Source organism: Exiguobacterium sp. PvP048, assembly GCF_040549175.1.
In the GTDB taxonomy this organism is placed as follows: Bacteria; Bacillota; Bacilli; order Exiguobacteriales; family Exiguobacteriaceae; genus Exiguobacterium_A; species Exiguobacterium_A artemiae.
In genome coordinates this window covers 171,485-187,734 of sequence record NZ_JBEPSU010000001.1, presented here as the reverse complement: position 1 = coordinate 187,734, position 16,250 = coordinate 171,485, and the positions used below count along the sequence as shown (strand labels likewise).

Here is a 16,250-nt window from a genome sequence, read left to right as displayed (position 1 = left end):
ATTATGTACAAAGTTGTAGAAGTACCAAATGAAGTATTGCGTCAAAAATGCCAACGCGTAACGAAGTTTGATAAGAAATTAGGGAAAATGATTGATCGGATGTTCGATACGATGTATGAATATGATGGTGTCGGACTTGCTGCGCCACAAATCAATCAGCCGATTCGTGTCGCTGTTGTCCATACGGATGATGAAACCGGACCAATTGAGCTGATTAACCCGGAAATCATCGAAGCATCCGGTTCAGAAATCGATGACGAAGGATGTTTGAGTATGCCGGGAATTTTCGGACCGGTCGAACGGTTCGAGCAAATCGTCGTCAAATCACAAGACCGTCTAGGACGGAGTGTCAAAATTAAGGCGAATGGTTTTTTTGCACGGGCGATTCAACACGAAATGGATCATCTGGACGGTGTATTGTTTACGGATAAATTAGTGGAGACGGAAGCAACGCCTCGTGTCGTTTTCATGGGAACACCTGACTTTGCTGCAAATACGCTCCGTGAAGTGATTGATGCCGGCTATGATGTCGTCGGTGTCGTCTCTCAGCCGGATAAACCCGTCGGACGCAAACGTGAAATCAAACCAACACCGGTGAAGGAAGTTGCATTGGCTCACGACATTCCTGTCTTACAACCCGCTAAAATCCGGGAAGATTATCAAGACTTACTCGACTTGAAACCGGACCTGATCATTACCGCTGCTTACGGACAAATCGTTCCGACGGCCGTGCTCGAAGCACCGCGATATGGTGCGATCAATGTTCATGCGTCCTTGCTGCCGAAGTATCGCGGCGGCGCTCCGATTCATCAAGCCATCATCGATGGTGAAGCGGAAACGGGAGTCACAATCATGTATATGGTGGACCGGTTGGATGCAGGCGACATGTTATCAAAAATCATCGTGCCGATCGAAGAACGTGATACAGTCGGAACGATGTTTGGCAAACTCAGTGCTGCCGGTGCCCGCCTGCTAATCGAAACATTACCGCAGTTGATTGCGGGAACATTGACACCGGAAGCGCAACGGGAAGAAGACGTCACGTTTTCTCCGAATATCAGCCGGGAACGGGAACGACTTGATTTTTCACGTCCCGGAGAAGCGTTATACAATCAAATCCGCGGAATGAATCCCTTCCCGAGTGCGTATACGATGCTTGGTTCAGACCGTCTGAAAGTCTACTTTGCTGAAAAAGTCCCGGGTCACGGACCGGCGGGTGAAATCATTGCCCTTGAAGCCGACGGACCGGTCATCGCAACCGGATCGGATGTCGCCTTGAAATTAGTAGATGTACAACCGGCCGGAAAAAAACGGATGGACGGTGCCACATTTATGCGTGGTGTCGGACAGACATTGACGATTGGACAGAAAGTAGGCGAACAAGCATGAACGTCAGAGATGCAGCAGTAACAACCTTATTAAAAATTGGTCAAGGTGGGGCTTTCTCCACGATTTCCGTCCACCAGATGCTTGAAAAACGTGCTATCTCAAAAGCAGATGTCGGTTTATATACAGAACTGGTTTACGGTACACTCAGTCGTGAACTGACACTGGACTATATTTTGGAACCTTTCTTAACGAAACAAAAAAAGTTGGACCCTTTCATGCGTCCGTTATTACGGATGAGTGTTTACCAACTGTTTTATCTCGACCGGATTCCGGATCATGCGGTCATCAACGAAGCAGTCGAGATTGCCAAGACACGCGGGAAACCGCACATCGCCAAGGTCGTCAACGGTGTGCTGCGGAACGTGCTTCGGACTGGAAAACCGGATTTCTCAGCGATTCCTTCGACGGTTGACCGGATCAGCATCGAAACGAGTCATCCGGTCTGGCTGGTCAAGCGATGGCTGGAACTGTTTGGAGAAGAAGAGACATGGAAGATGTGCCGACTGAATAATGAACCGGCACCCGTCACCGTCCGTGTTAATCGGACCCGGACAGACCAACAAGAAGCGATTGTATTGCTGGAAGAACAAGGAGTCATTGCAAAACCGGCTCATGCGGCACCAGACGGACTTGAAATCGTCAGTGGCAGCGTGCAACAGACGGATTTGTTGGAACGCGGTTACTTGTCGCTCCAAGATGAAAGTTCGATGTTGGTCGCTGCCGCTTTAGGTGCACAACCGACGGATCATGTCTTGGACAGTTGCGCGGCACCGGGCGGAAAAGCGATGCATATCGCGGAAGGTTTGGCGACGGGATCGTTAGTCGCATTGGATCTTCATCCACATAAAGTAAAATTATTAGAAAAGCAGGCAACTCGTCTTGGCCTGCACAATGTGCAGACGGAGGCACTGGATGCCCGTCAGGCAGGCACACGTTTTGAGACGGCATCATTTGATCGGATATTGGTCGATGCACCATGTTCCGGACTTGGTGTCATTCGCCGGAAACCCGATATCAAGTGGACGAAACGTCCCGAAGATTTAACGCAATTGCCGGTCATTCAACGGCAAATCCTTGAAGCGGTTCTTCCGCTCGTCAAACCGGACGGAACCTTCGTCTATTCGACTTGTACGATGGATCCGCTCGAAAATGAACAGCAAACGGAATTCATCCTCAGCCAAGGATTTGTTTTTGACGAGACGTTCAAAACACGGATGCCGGAAGCGGTTCAATCATTGATTGGTGAACGGGCTGAATTGAAATTACTCCCTACATCGCTTGGCACAGATGGTTTTTATATCGCTGCATTCAAAAAAATGAATGAAACAATGGGATAATCAAAAACGAAGAGGAGGACAGGTATGGAGTTAGCTTATTTGACGACGACTGGAAAGGTCCGTTCAAAAAATGAGGATACGGTTTTATTGGTAGGCGATGCCACACAAGGATTGGCCGTCGTCGCTGACGGCATGGGAGGGCATGCGGCCGGTGAAACGGCGAGTGCCATCGTCAAACAGACTTTTGCCGAAGCATACGCAGACATGCCAAGCCGACCGATGGAGTTATCTTCCTGGATCGAGCGGTTAGTGAAAGAAGCCAATACGCAGATTCTACGTTTTTCTCAAGTCGAAAATTTATCGATTGTCGGCACGACGATGGCCTGCGTCTGTTGGTCGGATGATTTACTGGTGATTGGTCACGTTGGCGACAGCCGCGTGTATGCACTGGAAGCAGGACACCTGAAACAACTGACGGATGATCATTCCTATGTCAACATGCTTAAACAGTTGGGGGAATTATCGGAAGCAGAGCTTGAAAATCATCCCCGTCGTAATGTCATTACACGATCCGTCGGTTCGAACGAATCCGTTGATGTCGACATTCAAGTTCGGGATGCACCGGACTATGATATCGTGTTAGTGTGCAGCGACGGTTTGTCGGATGAAGTTCCCCATGAAGTCATCGAGCGGTTGCTTCAAGAAGATGCACCGCTCGATACGATTGTCGAACGTCTCGTATCAGAGGCAAATGACCGGGGAGGCGCAGACAATATCACGCTTGCTGCAATCCGTTTTAAAGAAAGAGAGAGGATCTGAATATGCGTTACGGAGATCGATTGAACGACCGCTACCGCATAGAACGGTTAGTTGGAAATGGCGGAATGGCAAACGTTTATCAGGCATATGATGAAATCTTGAATCGAACTGTCGCAATCAAAATTTTACGTACCGAGTTTTCGCATGATGAACAATTCATCCGCCGGTTTGAACGAGAGGCCCATGCTGCGACGAGTTTAAATCATCCCAACATCGTCGCGGTCTATGATGTAGGAGAAGAAGAAGCGATTTATTATATCGTGATGGAATATATCGATGGTATGACACTGAAAACGTATTGTGAAGGGCGGGCACTGCCCGTCACAAAAGCGATTGACATCATCAGTCAAATTTGTGATGCGATCGATCATGCCCATGCCCACCGGATCATCCACCGGGATATCAAACCCCAAAATATGTTGATTCGTGAGGATGGAACCGTCAAGGTGACAGATTTCGGAATTGCGGTCGCGATGTCGAATGCGACCCTTACCCATACGATGTCAGTACTTGGGTCCGTTCATTATTTTTCGCCGGAACAGGCAAAAGGGAAATTTGCGGATGAAAAATCAGATATCTATTCACTTGGAGCAGTGTTATATGAACTCGTGACGGGACAGGTTCCGTTTGAAGGCGATTCACCGGTGGCGGTTGCCCTGAAGCATCTGCAAGATACCGCCCGCCGTCCGACCGCATTGAATCCGGCCGTACCGCAAGCTTTAGAAAATTGCATCATGCAGGCGCTCTCTAAAGCACCGCACGACCGGCAACAAACGGTCGCTGCCTTTAAAGAAGATATGGTGACGGCGATGTCAGCCGAACGGGCGAACGAAGGAATTCGCGGTGACGATCTGATGGAAAAAACGATGGTGCTTAGTCCCGTATCGTTGCCATCAGAAGAACTCGAACAAACCGCACCGGTTCCGAATGTCGCGACCGTTCTGCCTAAACCCGAGAAAAAAAAGAAACGCGCATGGTGGATCATTTTATTATTGGTAGTCCTAATCGGTGGAGCTGCCACGACTTTTGCCATGTGGCCAGACCCAACTGTCGTCGTTCCGGATGTAACAGGCAAGGACGCCGACGAGGCGGAAACGAAGCTTGAAAAAATGGGGTTCATTGTGGAATCGACTGAACGCTCAAGTGATACGGTCGAAGAAGGGGCCGTCATCAGTCAGTCTCCTCGCGAACAAGCGACCGTCAAAAAAGGATCGACGGTGGATTTGATTGTCTCGACTGGCAGTGATCCGGTCGAAGTACCGGATGTTTCGGATGAGACAGAGAAAAAAGCAATCGCCATCTTGAAGGACAGCGGGTTTGAAAAAGTCGACGTTGAACGGGAAGAATCCGAAGACATCAAACGCGGGAACGTCATCCGACAGTCGATTTCAGCAGGAACGGAAGTCATTGCGAAGGAACAGATGATCACCATCACGGTCTCAAATGGATCGCCGGCGTTTGTCCTGAAAGACTTGACGGACTTATCGAGTACAGAAGCGAAAGCCTACCTCGATGAGATGGGACTCGACGGCACTTTTGAGCAAGAGTTTTCGAGCGACGTCGCTCTTGATCAAGTCATTCGTCAATATCCGCAAGCCGGTGCGCAAGTCGAGCCGAATGATTCCGTCACGGTCTTTATTTCACGGGGAGAGGAAGAAAAAACCGTCACAGCGACGTTCCCTGAAAAAGTCGTATATGATGGCGTCAGTGAAGAAGACGAGCCCGCTCCACGTCAACTCGTCCGGATTGAGACGGAAGATGCCAAAGGGAAACGGACGGTCATCGAAGAATCGATCGATCAGGACGAAACGTTTGATGTTCCATTAACGATTGATCCGGGAGAAGAAGGTAAGATCACCATCTATAAAGATGACGAAGTTTACCGGGCGAAGACGATTACGTACAATCAGGCAAAATCACAAGAATAATGAGCAGGAAGTTGATCCTGACAAAGGAGGGCATAGGATGGCAGAAAATCGAATTGAAGACAATCGGGAAGGAACGATCATTCGGCTTCAGGGTGGATTTTATGATGTCATGACACCTCAAGGCGAGATTCGTTCACGGGCACGCGGTAATTTCAGAAAACGGGGCATCAGCCCGGTTGTTGGGGATGAAGTCGTTCTACACATTGAAAGTGAGACCGGATATATCCTGGAAGTAAAGGACCGTCAAAACTTCCTCGTTCGCCCGCCGGTTGCCAACATTGATCAAGCATTGTTGGTTGTTTCAGCAGCAGAACCTGATTTTTCTGCCCATCTTCTCGATCGGTTTTTGGTACTGATCGAAGCAAAAGAGATTCAACCGATCATTATCTTGACGAAGATGGACTTGCTGCAAGGAGAAGCCGAACAGCATGTATCCGAAGCGATTGCTGCCTACCGGACAATCGGCTACCAGGTCATCGAAACGTCAAGTGAGACCTTGACCGGAGTCGAATCCGTCCGTCCGTTGCTGAAAGATAAAACGAGTGTCCTGGCCGGACAGTCCGGTGTAGGAAAAAGTTCGTTGCTGAATGCTTTAGAACCTTCATTGGCACTGGAAACAAGTCATATCTCGAAGGCACTTGGACGCGGACGCCATACGACCCGCCACGTGACCCTGATGCCGCTCGGTGATGGATTAATTGCGGATACTCCGGGATTTTCGAATCTCGATTTTCCGCATGAAATGGAACTGGAAGAGTTACGTTGGTGTTTTCCTGAATTCGTTGCTTTACAGGATGATTGCAAATACCGCGGCTGCCTGCATCTGAATGAGCCCGGTTGTGCCGTTAAGCAGGCTGTCGAGGCACATGAAATCATGAGTTCGCGGTATACGAATTATGGTATGTTTGTAGAGGAAATCAAGAATCGGACACGGAGGTATTAACATGATTAAAATCGCCCCATCAATCTTATCAGCGGATTTTGCAAATTTAGAGCGGGATGTCAAAGCAGTAGAAGCGGCAGGTGCCGACTACATTCATTTTGATGTCATGGACGGTCAATTTGTTCCGAATATCTCATTCGGACTTCCTGTCTTAAGCAGTTTACGTCAAAAAACAGACATGATTTTGGATGTGCATTTAATGATTGACCGTCCGGAAAACTTTGTCGAAGCATTCGTTGAAGCAGGGGCTGATATCGTGACATTCCACGTCGAGGCAACGAATCACGTCCACCGTGTCCTGCAACAGATCAAAGCAGCCGGTGCGAAAGCGGGCGTCGTGCTCAATCCGCATACACCACTTTCGATGATTGAACACGTGCTGGAAGAAGTCGATATGGTGTTGTTGATGACGGTCAATCCAGGTTTCGGTGGTCAAGCCTTTATTCCGGGTGTCATGAAGAAATTAAGTCAACTGGCTGCGCTGAAAGCGGAATATGATCTATCGTTTGAGATTGAAATCGATGGCGGAGTCAACGCAGAGACGGCCAAATTATGTATCGAAAACGGTGCAAATGTTTTGGTCGCAGGTTCGGCGATTTATAATGCGCCGGATTATTCAGAAGCAATCACTAGTATTCGGAATGCCGCTCACGTATAATAAGAGCAGAATCAAAATTGAATGAAGACCGCAAGGGGTGTCGCGTCAAGCGGCTGAGAGAAGTGATTGGACTTTAACCCTTCGAACCTGTTCCGTTCAGACGGACGTAGGGATGTGGCGCACGCAGGCAGTACGGCGTTCGTCGTACTGTCTTTTTGCCGTCCTGCGATTTTATTTTTAGGAGGAAAAAAGGATGAAACGGCTACAAATGTTAATGGAAATTGCAATCTTTGCAAGTCTTGGTGTGGTGTTCGATTTATTGATCCCGTTTAAAATGCCTCAAGGAGGTTCCATCAGTTTGGCAATGTTACCGATTTTCGTCATGGCGTTTCGTCACGGCGTTGTCGGTGGGGTCGTGACGGGAGCACTCGTTGGAACAATCCAACTGATGTTCGCTCCACAAATTCTGACGGTCGTTCAGCCGTTACTCGATTATACGATTGCGTTCGGAGTCGTCGGACTGAGCGGACTGTTTGCCCGTCAAGTTAAAAAAGCAGCAGCAGCCGGGAAGAACGGCCGTTTGATGGCGATTGTATTAGGTGCGACATTGTTAGGTGCGGGCTTACGTTATGTCTGTCACGTCATCAGCGGAATCGTCTTCTTTGCTGAATATGCGGAAGGTCCGGTCGTTCCGTATTCCTTGATCTATAACGCGACGTATATGGTTCCGTCCTATCTGTTATGCGGTATTGTCGCAGGGCTCCTGTTTACGACGGCGCCACGGCTTCTTCGTTATTCGGCACGAGGTGTCTGATGCGGGTCGTGATTGTAGCAGCCGGTCCGGCGGAAGACATTCCATCCTTACAACCGTTTATGGAGGAGAAGCCGGTTGTCATTGCTGTCGACGGCGGGGTCACCGTATTGGCGCAACAAGGTCTCGCTTTTGACTTGGCCATCGGTGACTTTGATTCGCTCGGATACAAACCGGAAGGGGCAATCATTCATCCGGCTGAAAAGGATGAGACCGATTTGGAACTGGCATTACGTTACGTCAGTCAACATTATGAAGCAACGGAAGTGCTGGTATTCGGTGCGACCGGCGGACGACTGGATATGACGCTTCAAAATGTCTATCTGTTAAAGCAATTCCCGCTCGTCCGTTTGATGACGAAGCGGGAAGAGATCCGTTTCCTGCAACAGGGACAGTATGACATCAAAGCAGACCAGTATCATTATCTGTCCTTCATTCCGCTCGTCCCGACGCGTTTGACGCTCCAAAGGGTCAAGTATCCGTTGACACAACACGATGTCCCGGTCGGCGGATCGTTGACCGTCAGCAATGAATGGACGAATCAGGGACCGGCAAAAGTGACGGTGCACACAGGTGAAGTTATCGCATTACGGAGTTTGTCGGACCATTGAAAAAGCGTGTTCGTTAGGATTGCCTAACGAACACGCTTTTTTAGGATTCTGTAGGTGGAGGCAGTTCAAGATTCTAACGTGGAACTGGCTGCCTGACGCTCGGTTTGAGCTGCAATATGTTTTCCTTTGACGAACAGATGGTAACAACCCCATGTCAAGAGGAAGAACGGAACACCGATATACAGCGCAATCCGTTGATCCGCCTGAAACGCCAAGCTGATCAATACGAGCATATTCAGAGAAAACGAGATGATCGGCAAGACCGGGAAGAACGGTGTCTTGAATTTTAATTCACTGACAGCATGCCCGTTTTTGATGAATTGACGACGGAACGCAATCTGCGAAGCGGAAATTGAAATCCATCCGACTTGTGCACCGAGTCCTGCTAGTGACAACAACCAGATGAAGACGGTATCTTCCGCGAAAAAGGCGGTCAGAAGCGATAACATCGCAAACAGCATCGTAAAACATAACGCCCGCATCGGTACACCACGCGAGTTGACGATCGCAAGTTTTTTCGAAATCATGCCTTCTTGAGACATCGACCATAACATCCGGGTAGCAGCGTATAATCCCGAGTTCCCGACCGACAATAAGGCAGTCAGAACGACGATGTTCATCAAATCGGCCGCGTACGGAATCCCGATCGCATCAAAGACCATGATGAACGGACTGCTGATACCGCCGGCTGTTTCATAAGGAATCAAGGCGCCGACGATTGTAATCGAAAGAACAAAAAAGATGAACGTCCGCCAAACCGTATTGCGGATCGCTTTCGGAATCGATTTTTCGGGATCGTTCGACTCTCCGGCCGCAACCCCGATCAGTTCCGTCCCCTGGAATGCGAAGTTGACGGCGATCATCGTCGTCAAGACTCCGAGCGCACCGTTCGGGAACAATCCGTTTGAAGTAAAGTTGGCGAATAAACTTTCCGGGCGTGCTGCCGTCATATCAATCCAGCCAAACCAAGCCGCTCCCCCGAGCGCGATGAAAAATAGAATGGCCAGGACTTTCAGGCTCGAGAACCAGAATTCAGCCTCCCCAAAGGCTTTGGCAGATACGGCGTTAAGTCCGAATAAAATGACGGTGAAGATGGCACACCAGATGACGATAGGGGTGTTCGGAAACCACCGATCCATCAGACTTCCGGCTGCCGTGATTTCAAGTGCCACCGTCACGGCCCATCCGAGCCAGTAAATCCAGCCGACGGCAAATCCGATACCCGGTCCGATGAAACGTGTCGTATACGTTTGAAATGATCCGGAAACCGGCATATGGACAGCCATCTCTCCTAAACATAACATTGTCAGATACATAATGGTCCCACCCACGATGTAAATGAGGACCGCCCCGAGCGGTCCTGCTTGCGAAATCGTTAATCCGGAACCGAGGAACAGTCCCGTACCGATAATCCCTCCGAGTGAAATCATGAAGAGATGCCGGCTTGTCATTTCTCTTTTTAACTGCATGTCTGACCCTTCCCCCTTGAAAAAAATAACTGCTCACTTATTGTAAGCGTTTTCAATTATTCGGACAATTAGTTTATAAGAAAAATAAAAAAAGGACAAAAAAAGAACCGGAAGGGAAGATTCCCATCCGGTTACTGCGCCTTATACGCGTTCGACTTTACCTGATTTGAGCGCTCGAGCTGAAACCCAAACCTTTTTAGGTTTACCGTCAACGAGAATACGTACTTTTTGTACGTTGATTCCCCAAGTGCGTTTCGTTTTGTTCAATGCGTGTGAACGGTTGTTTCCCGACTTCGGCGATTTCCCAGTAACGTAGCATTTACGTGCCATGTGTTCCGCCTCCTTTTATGTTGTTTTGCGTTCGTCCTAATAGACACTTTGCTATCTTATCATGCTGTTAAGACGGTTGCAACATAAAAAAAGTAGCTGACAAGAAAAAAACTTGACAGACAACCTCAAAATTTAAAATAATGAATGAGGATGATGGTAAAAGTTCATTTGACCGCTACTATTTTTCACATATTCATTGTATAGTCAGTACGGCGACTTTTCAATAGTAGGTCCTTATAGTAGAATTATGGGAAGAACACAATTAACAAAGGGGGCTACTCAGGTGGCGATCGAGATGAAAACGACCTATGGAAAAATTGATGTAGACAACGATGTCGTTGCGCAACTTGCAGGCGGAGCGGCGATGGAATGTTTTGGTGTCGTTGGTATGGCGTCCCAGTCACAAATCAAAGACGGGCTGGCTGAACTGCTGAAACGCGAAAACTTTGCACGCGGTGTCATCGTACGTCAGGTATCGGAACAAGTTCACATCGATATGCATATCATTGTTAGTTACGGTACGAAAATCTCAGAAGTCGCAAACAACGTCCAGAGCCGTGTGAAATATTCACTCAGCCAGGCACTTGGTTTAGAAGTGACATCTGTAAATATTTTTGTCCAAGGAGTCCGCTTGACGAATGTCTAAGGCGGGAATAGAGGAGGAAACTTTAGTGAGTGTAGATCGTTTAACAGGAGCGCAACTGGTCAAGATGATTCAGAATGGCGCAGCGAATCTCTATCAAAATGCGGATTTTGTCGATTCGCTGAACGTTTTCCCGGTCCCAGATGGTGACACGGGAACAAACATGAATTTGACGATGACGTCGGGTTCAAAAGAAGCAGCCAAAACAACAACAGACTCGGTCTCAGAAGTTGCCACGGTCTTTGCACGAGGTCTTTTAATGGGAGCGCGCGGAAACTCAGGCGTTATCTTAAGCCAATTGTTCCGTGGTTTCTCAAAATCAATCGAAGGAAAAGATGCGATTGATACAAAGGAATTCGCAGATGCCTTACAAAAAGGGGTCGACACAGCATATAAAGCAGTCATGAAACCGGTTGAAGGAACGATTTTGACGGTAGCACGCGAGACAGCTGTCGCAGCGATCGCCCAGTCCGAGACAACAACGGATTTACTCGAACTGATGCGCGGTGTCGTTGAAGCTTCAAAAGTGTCACTCGAAGGCACACCGGACCTGTTACCTGTACTTAAAGAAGTCGGCGTCGTCGATTCCGGTGGTCAAGGACTGGTTTGTATCTATGAAGGATTCCTTGCGACACTCGAAGGGAAAGAGCTTGAGAAACCGCATGTGCCTGTCATGGAAGCACTCGTCGAAGCAGAGCATCACAAATCGGCTCAAAGCTTCATGTCGACGGAAGAAATTCATTACGGTTACTGCACGGAAATCATGGTGCGTTTCCAAGACGATAAATTAGCAGATACGCCGTTCAGTGAAGAAGCATTCCGGAACGAACTCGCGGAATTCGGTGATTCATTACTCGTCGTTGCAGACGAAGAGTTACTAAAGGTTCATGTTCACGTGGAAACACCGGGTGAAGTCATCACGAAAGGTCAACGTTTTGGTGAACTTGTTGCCGTCAAGATTGAAAACATGCGTCAACAGCACTCGACGATCCTCGAAGAAGAAGGCGTCAATCAAGTGGCGGCTCCGGTTGCGACAAAAGCAAAAGCCCAGTCAGCGCTTGTAACGGTAGCAATGGGTGAAGGAATCAGCGAACTCTTTAAATCACTTGGCGTCAGTATCGTCATCGAAGGCGGACAAACGATGAACCCGTCAACGGAAGACATCGTCAAAGCAATTGAAGATGCCCATGCGGAACACGTCTACGTGTATCCGAACAACTCGAATATCATCATGGCAGCAGAACAAGCGGCATCAGTTGCTTCTTGTGGTGTGACGGTCGTGAAATCGAAGACCGTTCCTCAAGGATTGGCGGCAACGATCGTCTACAATCCGGAAGCGACGGTCGAAGAGAACGAGCGGCACATGATGGATGCAATCGCAGCCGTTAAATCCGGTCAAGTCACATATGCCGTCCGCGATACAAGCATCGATGGTGTCGAGATTAAAAAAGACGATCATATGGCGATTGCCGAAAAACAAATCATCGCAACGGATCATTCGAGCCTCGGGGCTGTCAAGAAACTCGTGGATACACTTGTGACAGACGAAGATGAAATCATCACGGTCCTGTTTGGTGAAGGAGTGGCACAAGAAGAAGTTGACGAACTTGTCGCTTACATCGAATCCATCAATCCGGAAGCGGAAGTAGAAGTCCATGACGGAAAACAACCGCTCTACTCGTATATCTTAAGCGTCGAATAATATAAAACGTGAACGTACCTTTTCACATATCCCACCATCTGCGATAATAGAGGTGGGATTTTTGTTTAGTTGAAAGAGAGGGGAAAAGAAGATGAAGTATCGGAGTGTATTTGATATCATCGGTCCAATCATGGTCGGACCATCCAGTTCGCATACGGCGGGGGCAGCACGGATTGGATTGATGGCGGGGAAATTGTTTGGCGAACAGCCGACGGATATTACGATTACGTTTTATGGGTCATTTGCAGACACTTACCGGGGACACGGAACGGACGTCGCCATTATCGGCGGTGTCCTCGGCTATGATACGTTTGACGACCGGATTCCGGAATCAATTAAAATTGCGGAACAAAAAGGAATCCGGATTCATTTTGAAACGAGTGAGGCATTGACGGATCATCCGAATACGGCACGTGTTCATTTGACGGATGGACAGGCGGAGTTTGAACTCGTAGGCATTTCAATCGGTGGGGGAACGATTGAGATTACTGAGTTGAACGGAGTACCATTGAAGCTGTCAGGCGGTGGACCGGCCCTGATCGTCCTGCACCATGACCGCTTTGGGGCCATCGCAGCCGTCACAAGTATTTTGGCCGATTATGAAATCAACATCGGTCACATGGAAGTATCGCGGCACGAAAAAGGCAAGCAGGCATTAATGGCGATCGAAATCGACGACCGCATGCCGACTGCTGTACTCGAAGAAATCAACCGTTTACCACAAGTCGAGCGTTCTGTCATGATGGGAGAGTGAAGAGATGTTTAAATCCGTAAAAGAACTCGTCGCACTGGCGACTGAAAAAAATGTACCGATTTCAGAAATCATGATTGAACAGGAAATGACGGTCCGGCACCTCGAACGTGATGAAGTCCTCGGGATGATGGAACGGAATCTTGAAGTCATGGAAGCAGCAGTCGAACGGTCACTGACAGGAGATGGTGTCGAATCGGTTACTGGTCTGACCGGTGGCGATGCTGTGTTGTTACAGCGATACCGGGCAAGCGGGCGAGGATTATCCGGCGATCTGTTGTTAGACGCCGTCAGCAAGGCGATTGGCACAAATGAAGTCAATGCGGCCATGGGAAAAATCTGTGCCACACCGACAGCCGGTAGTGCAGGCGTCGTTCCGGGAACGTTATTCGCAGTTCGGGAACGTTTGAATCCGAGTCGCGAACAGATGCTGCGCTTCCTGTTTACATCCGGTGCGTTCGGTTTTGTTGTAGCGAACAACGCGTCCATTTCCGGCGCGGCAGGCGGATGTCAGGCGGAAGTCGGTTCGGCAACTGCCATGGCAGCGGCGGCAATCGTTGAAATGGCAAGTGGAACACCTGATCAATCGGCCCACGCGTTTGCGATTGCCCTTAAGAACATGCTCGGACTCGTCTGCGATCCGGTTGCCGGACTTGTTGAAGTACCATGTGTGAAACGAAATGCCATGGGCGGAGCGAACGCGCTTGTTGCAGCCGATATGGCGTTAGCCGGTATCACGTCACGGATTCCGTGTGACGAAGTCATCGGAGCGATGTATGAAATCGGTCAAATGATGCCGTCCGCCTTACGGGAAACCGCGAAAGGCGGACTCGCCAACACACCGACAGGGCGTTGGCTCGAATCAAAAATCTTTGGGGAACTCTCGAATGAATCCATCAAATAAAGTAACCGCCTTAAAAGGAGTCGGGCGCGATTTAGCCCGTAAACTCGAAGAAATGGATATGCTGACGATTGCGGACGTGCTTGAGCACGTCCCGTTTCGTTATGACGATTTTGTGACCGGCAGTCTGACAGAGGCAATCCATGAAGACAAGGTGAAATTCACAGGACAGGTTCAATCGGAAGCGCTTGTCCGGTATTACGGAAAAGGAAAAAACCGACTCACGTTCCGTCTGCTTGTCGAAGACCGTTACAGCGTCACTGTGACGATGTTCAACCGTGCCTTTTATAAAGATCAGTTGAAACTCGGAGAAGAAGTGACGGTCAGCGGCAAATGGGATTTACACCGGATGACGATCTCAGCGACAGAATTACAATTCGGAGCGATTGAAGGGGAATTGACACCGGTCTATTCGCTCACAGGGGACATGCGGATGAAGACGTTCCGGCGGGTCGTCGAACTGGCTTTTGCCGAATGCGAAGCGCTCGAGGAACGAATTCCGGAGAACATTCGTAAGACATATCGACTGCTGGACCGGATGACGATGTTGCGCCGGTTGCACTTCCCGACAACCCGGCAAGATTTGACGACTGCACGGAGAAGTTATGTCTATGAAGAATGTCTCTACTTCCAACTGAAGTTACAGACGTTACGCCTCGGGAAACGAAAGGGACAAGGTCTTGCTTTACCGTTGTTCCAGCAAGAAATCGATCAATTCATTGCCACGTTACCGTTTCCGCTCACCGGAGCACAAAAGCGGGTGACGGACGAAATTTTGGCTGATATGCATCGACCGGAACGGATGAACCGGCTTCTCCAAGGAGACGTTGGAAGCGGAAAAACGGTCGTGGCGGCGATTGCCCTCTTTGCAGCGGTCCGTGCGAATAAACAAGGGGCCTTGATGGTGCCGACGGAAATTTTAGCGGAACAGCATGCCTCTTCGCTTGCACCGCTCCTCGAGCCGCTCGGCATTAAAGTCGGATTATTGACGAGTTCCGTCAAAGGAAAAAGCCGGCTCCTTCTGCTGGAAGCGTTACGGCAAGGGAAAATCGATGTATTGGTCGGGACCCATGCCTTGATTCAAGATACGGTCGTCTTCAAGGACCTTCATCTCGTCATCACGGATGAACAACACCGGTTTGGAGTCGAACAACGAAAACGCCTGCGGGCGAAAGCAGAACAGGCAGATGTTCTTTACATGACGGCAACACCGATTCCGCGGACGTTAGCGATTTCCGTGTTTGGAGATATGGATGTCTCAATCATTGACGAGATGCCAGCAGGCAGAAAAGAGATTGAAACTTACTGGGCAAAACCGGAACAGATTGATCGTGTATTTGGTTTTGTCGAAAAAGAGTTGCTGCTCGGTCATCAAGCGTATGTCATCACGCCACTGATTGAGGAATCTGAATCGCTTGATGTTCAAAATGCCATTGAACTGCACGTGCTTTTGACGGAACGGTTTTCCGCACAACGTGTCGGATTGATGCACGGTCGGCTCAGTTCGTCCGAAAAAGACGACGTCATGCAGGCCTTTAAGGAAAATCAAGTCCAAGTTCTCGTCTCGACGACCGTCGTTGAAGTCGGCGTCAACGTTCCGAACGCATCGATCATCGTCATTTACGACGCGGAACGGTTTGGACTGGCACAATTACACCAGTTGCGCGGCCGTGTCGGTCGGGGCGCAGCCCAGTCTTTTTGTATCTTGATCGCCGATCCGTCTTCCGATACCGGAAAAGAACGGATTAAAACGATGACGGAAACGAACGACGGATTTAAGTTGGCAGAAAAGGATCTTGAGTTACGCGGAGCCGGAAACTTTTTTGGGACCGAACAAAGCGGCTTGCCACGATTTGTGTTGACCGATCCGGCACTCGACATCCAGGTGATGGAGACGGCGCGAAACGATGCGGTTCGTCTGCTCCGTTCCGATGCCTTTTGGCAACACCCGGAGTACGCGGTTTTACGCCGATATATCGAACAGCAGGGACTGCTGGACGGAGAAAGAATCGAATAATACTTGAAAGTGAACAACAAGGGATATATACTACTATTAGTACCAGGTAATAATGGTAGTT

Annotated in this window: 15 protein-coding genes and 1 riboswitch; of the genes, 13 read left to right on the top strand and 2 right to left on the bottom strand. The window is 49.1% G+C overall.

Annotated features, from left to right (window positions below; all coding sequences use genetic code 11):
* The first annotated feature begins 3 nt into the window (after positions 1-3).
* From fmt to ABIC15_RS00935, 8 genes are all read left to right on the top strand, one after another.
* Positions 4-1,389, top strand: coding sequence for a methionyl-tRNA formyltransferase (fmt, locus tag ABIC15_RS00970; RefSeq protein WP_214848853.1), 1,386 nt, complete (start codon positions 4-6; stop codon positions 1,387-1,389).
* Positions 1,386-2,726, top strand: coding sequence for a 16S rRNA (cytosine(967)-C(5))-methyltransferase RsmB (rsmB, locus tag ABIC15_RS00965; RefSeq protein WP_354019520.1), 1,341 nt, complete (start codon positions 1,386-1,388; stop codon positions 2,724-2,726). Before fmt ends, rsmB begins: the two co-directional genes overlap by 4 nt.
* 24 nt (positions 2,727-2,750) lie before the next feature.
* Positions 2,751-3,485 (top strand): Stp1/IreP family PP2C-type Ser/Thr phosphatase, encoded by a 735-nt coding sequence (locus ABIC15_RS00960; protein WP_012370794.1) that lies wholly within the window; start codon positions 2,751-2,753, stop codon positions 3,483-3,485.
* 2 nt (positions 3,486-3,487) lie between these two features.
* Positions 3,488-5,413, top strand: coding sequence for a Stk1 family PASTA domain-containing Ser/Thr kinase (gene pknB / locus ABIC15_RS00955; RefSeq protein ID WP_012370793.1), 1,926 nt, complete (start codon positions 3,488-3,490; stop codon positions 5,411-5,413).
* Positions 5,414-5,450: 37 nt separating this feature from the next.
* Positions 5,451-6,356 (top strand): ribosome small subunit-dependent GTPase A, encoded by a 906-nt coding sequence (gene rsgA, locus ABIC15_RS00950; protein ID WP_012370792.1) that lies wholly within the window; start codon positions 5,451-5,453, stop codon positions 6,354-6,356.
* Position 6,357: 1 nt separating this feature from the next.
* Positions 6,358-7,014 (top strand): ribulose-phosphate 3-epimerase, encoded by a 657-nt coding sequence (gene rpe / locus ABIC15_RS00945; protein ID WP_354019519.1) that lies wholly within the window; start codon positions 6,358-6,360, stop codon positions 7,012-7,014.
* A 23-nt stretch (positions 7,015-7,037) separates the two neighbouring features.
* Positions 7,038-7,144, top strand: a riboswitch (TPP riboswitch).
* Between the two features lie 63 nt (positions 7,145-7,207).
* Positions 7,208-7,768: an energy-coupled thiamine transporter ThiT gene (thiT, locus tag ABIC15_RS00940; protein WP_012370790.1), complete on the top strand. Its 561-nt coding sequence runs from the start codon at positions 7,208-7,210 to the stop codon at positions 7,766-7,768.
* The gene (locus ABIC15_RS00935; RefSeq protein ID WP_012370789.1) at positions 7,768-8,376 is read left to right on the top strand and encodes a thiamine diphosphokinase; all 609 of its coding nucleotides are present in this window, start codon (positions 7,768-7,770) and stop codon (positions 8,374-8,376) included. The genes thiT and ABIC15_RS00935 overlap by 1 nt, the downstream gene beginning before the upstream one ends.
* Before the next feature lie 65 nt (positions 8,377-8,441).
* Here ABIC15_RS00935 and ABIC15_RS00930 read toward each other — a convergent pair whose 3' ends face one another.
* The gene (locus ABIC15_RS00930; protein ID WP_354019518.1) at positions 8,442-9,845 is read right to left on the bottom strand and encodes an amino acid permease; all 1,404 of its coding nucleotides are present in this window, start codon (positions 9,843-9,845) and stop codon (positions 8,442-8,444) included.
* Between the two features lie 141 nt (positions 9,846-9,986).
* Positions 9,987-10,175, bottom strand: a complete 189-nt coding sequence (gene rpmB, locus ABIC15_RS00925) for a 50S ribosomal protein L28 (protein ID WP_012370787.1) — start codon at positions 10,173-10,175, stop codon at positions 9,987-9,989.
* Between the two features lie 283 nt (positions 10,176-10,458).
* Here rpmB and ABIC15_RS00920 point away from each other — a divergent pair, with 283 nt between their 5' ends.
* The 5 genes from ABIC15_RS00920 to recG all read left to right on the top strand — a co-directional run bounded on the left by ABIC15_RS00920 (position 10,459) and on the right by recG (position 16,189).
* Complete coding sequence (locus ABIC15_RS00920) at positions 10,459-10,821, top strand: Asp23/Gls24 family envelope stress response protein (protein WP_026827974.1); 363 nt, start codon at positions 10,459-10,461, stop codon at positions 10,819-10,821.
* Between the two features lie 25 nt (positions 10,822-10,846).
* Positions 10,847-12,520, top strand: a complete 1,674-nt coding sequence (locus ABIC15_RS00915; protein ID WP_483298747.1) for a DAK2 domain-containing protein — start codon at positions 10,847-10,849, stop codon at positions 12,518-12,520.
* A 91-nt stretch (positions 12,521-12,611) separates the two neighbouring features.
* Complete coding sequence (sdaAB, locus tag ABIC15_RS00910; protein ID WP_012370784.1) at positions 12,612-13,274, top strand: L-serine ammonia-lyase, iron-sulfur-dependent subunit beta; 663 nt, start codon at positions 12,612-12,614, stop codon at positions 13,272-13,274.
* 4 nt (positions 13,275-13,278) lie between these two features.
* Positions 13,279-14,175 carry an L-serine ammonia-lyase, iron-sulfur-dependent, subunit alpha gene (gene sdaAA, locus ABIC15_RS00905; RefSeq protein ID WP_354019517.1) on the top strand — a complete coding sequence of 299 codons (897 nt, stop codon included), beginning with the start codon at positions 13,279-13,281 and terminating at the stop codon, positions 14,173-14,175.
* Entirely contained in the window at positions 14,159-16,189 is a 2,031-nt protein-coding gene (recG, locus tag ABIC15_RS00900) for an ATP-dependent DNA helicase RecG (protein WP_354019516.1), read from the top strand. Before sdaAA ends, recG begins: the two co-directional genes overlap by 17 nt.
* The last annotated feature ends 61 nt before the right edge of the window (positions 16,190-16,250 follow it).

What these genes read in the sequence shown, in the direction of transcription:
- ABIC15_RS00935 (WP_012370789.1), top strand. Translation starts at nt 7,768, where the DNA reads ATGCGGGTCGTGATTGTAGCAGCCGGTCCGGCGGAAGACATTCCATCC.
- sdaAB (WP_012370784.1), top strand. Translation starts at nt 12,612, where the DNA reads ATGAAGTATCGGAGTGTATTTGATATCATCGGTCCAATCATGGTCGGA.
- fmt (WP_214848853.1), top strand. Translation starts at nt 4, where the DNA reads ATGTACAAAGTTGTAGAAGTACCAAATGAAGTATTGCGTCAAAAATGC.
- rpmB (WP_012370787.1), bottom strand. Translation starts at nt 10,175, where the DNA reads ATGGCACGTAAATGCTACGTTACTGGGAAATCGCCGAAGTCGGGAAAC.
- ABIC15_RS00930 (WP_354019518.1), bottom strand. Translation starts at nt 9,845, where the DNA reads ATGCAGTTAAAAAGAGAAATGACAAGCCGGCATCTCTTCATGATTTCA.
- thiT (WP_012370790.1), top strand. Translation starts at nt 7,208, where the DNA reads ATGAAACGGCTACAAATGTTAATGGAAATTGCAATCTTTGCAAGTCTT.
- pknB (WP_012370793.1), top strand. Translation starts at nt 3,488, where the DNA reads ATGCGTTACGGAGATCGATTGAACGACCGCTACCGCATAGAACGGTTA.
- ABIC15_RS00960 (WP_012370794.1), top strand. Translation starts at nt 2,751, where the DNA reads ATGGAGTTAGCTTATTTGACGACGACTGGAAAGGTCCGTTCAAAAAAT.
- rsmB (WP_354019520.1), top strand. Translation starts at nt 1,386, where the DNA reads ATGAACGTCAGAGATGCAGCAGTAACAACCTTATTAAAAATTGGTCAA.
- sdaAA (WP_354019517.1), top strand. Translation starts at nt 13,279, where the DNA reads ATGTTTAAATCCGTAAAAGAACTCGTCGCACTGGCGACTGAAAAAAAT.
- recG (WP_354019516.1), top strand. Translation starts at nt 14,159, where the DNA reads ATGAATCCATCAAATAAAGTAACCGCCTTAAAAGGAGTCGGGCGCGAT.
- rpe (WP_354019519.1), top strand. Translation starts at nt 6,358, where the DNA reads ATGATTAAAATCGCCCCATCAATCTTATCAGCGGATTTTGCAAATTTA.
- rsgA (WP_012370792.1), top strand. Translation starts at nt 5,451, where the DNA reads ATGGCAGAAAATCGAATTGAAGACAATCGGGAAGGAACGATCATTCGG.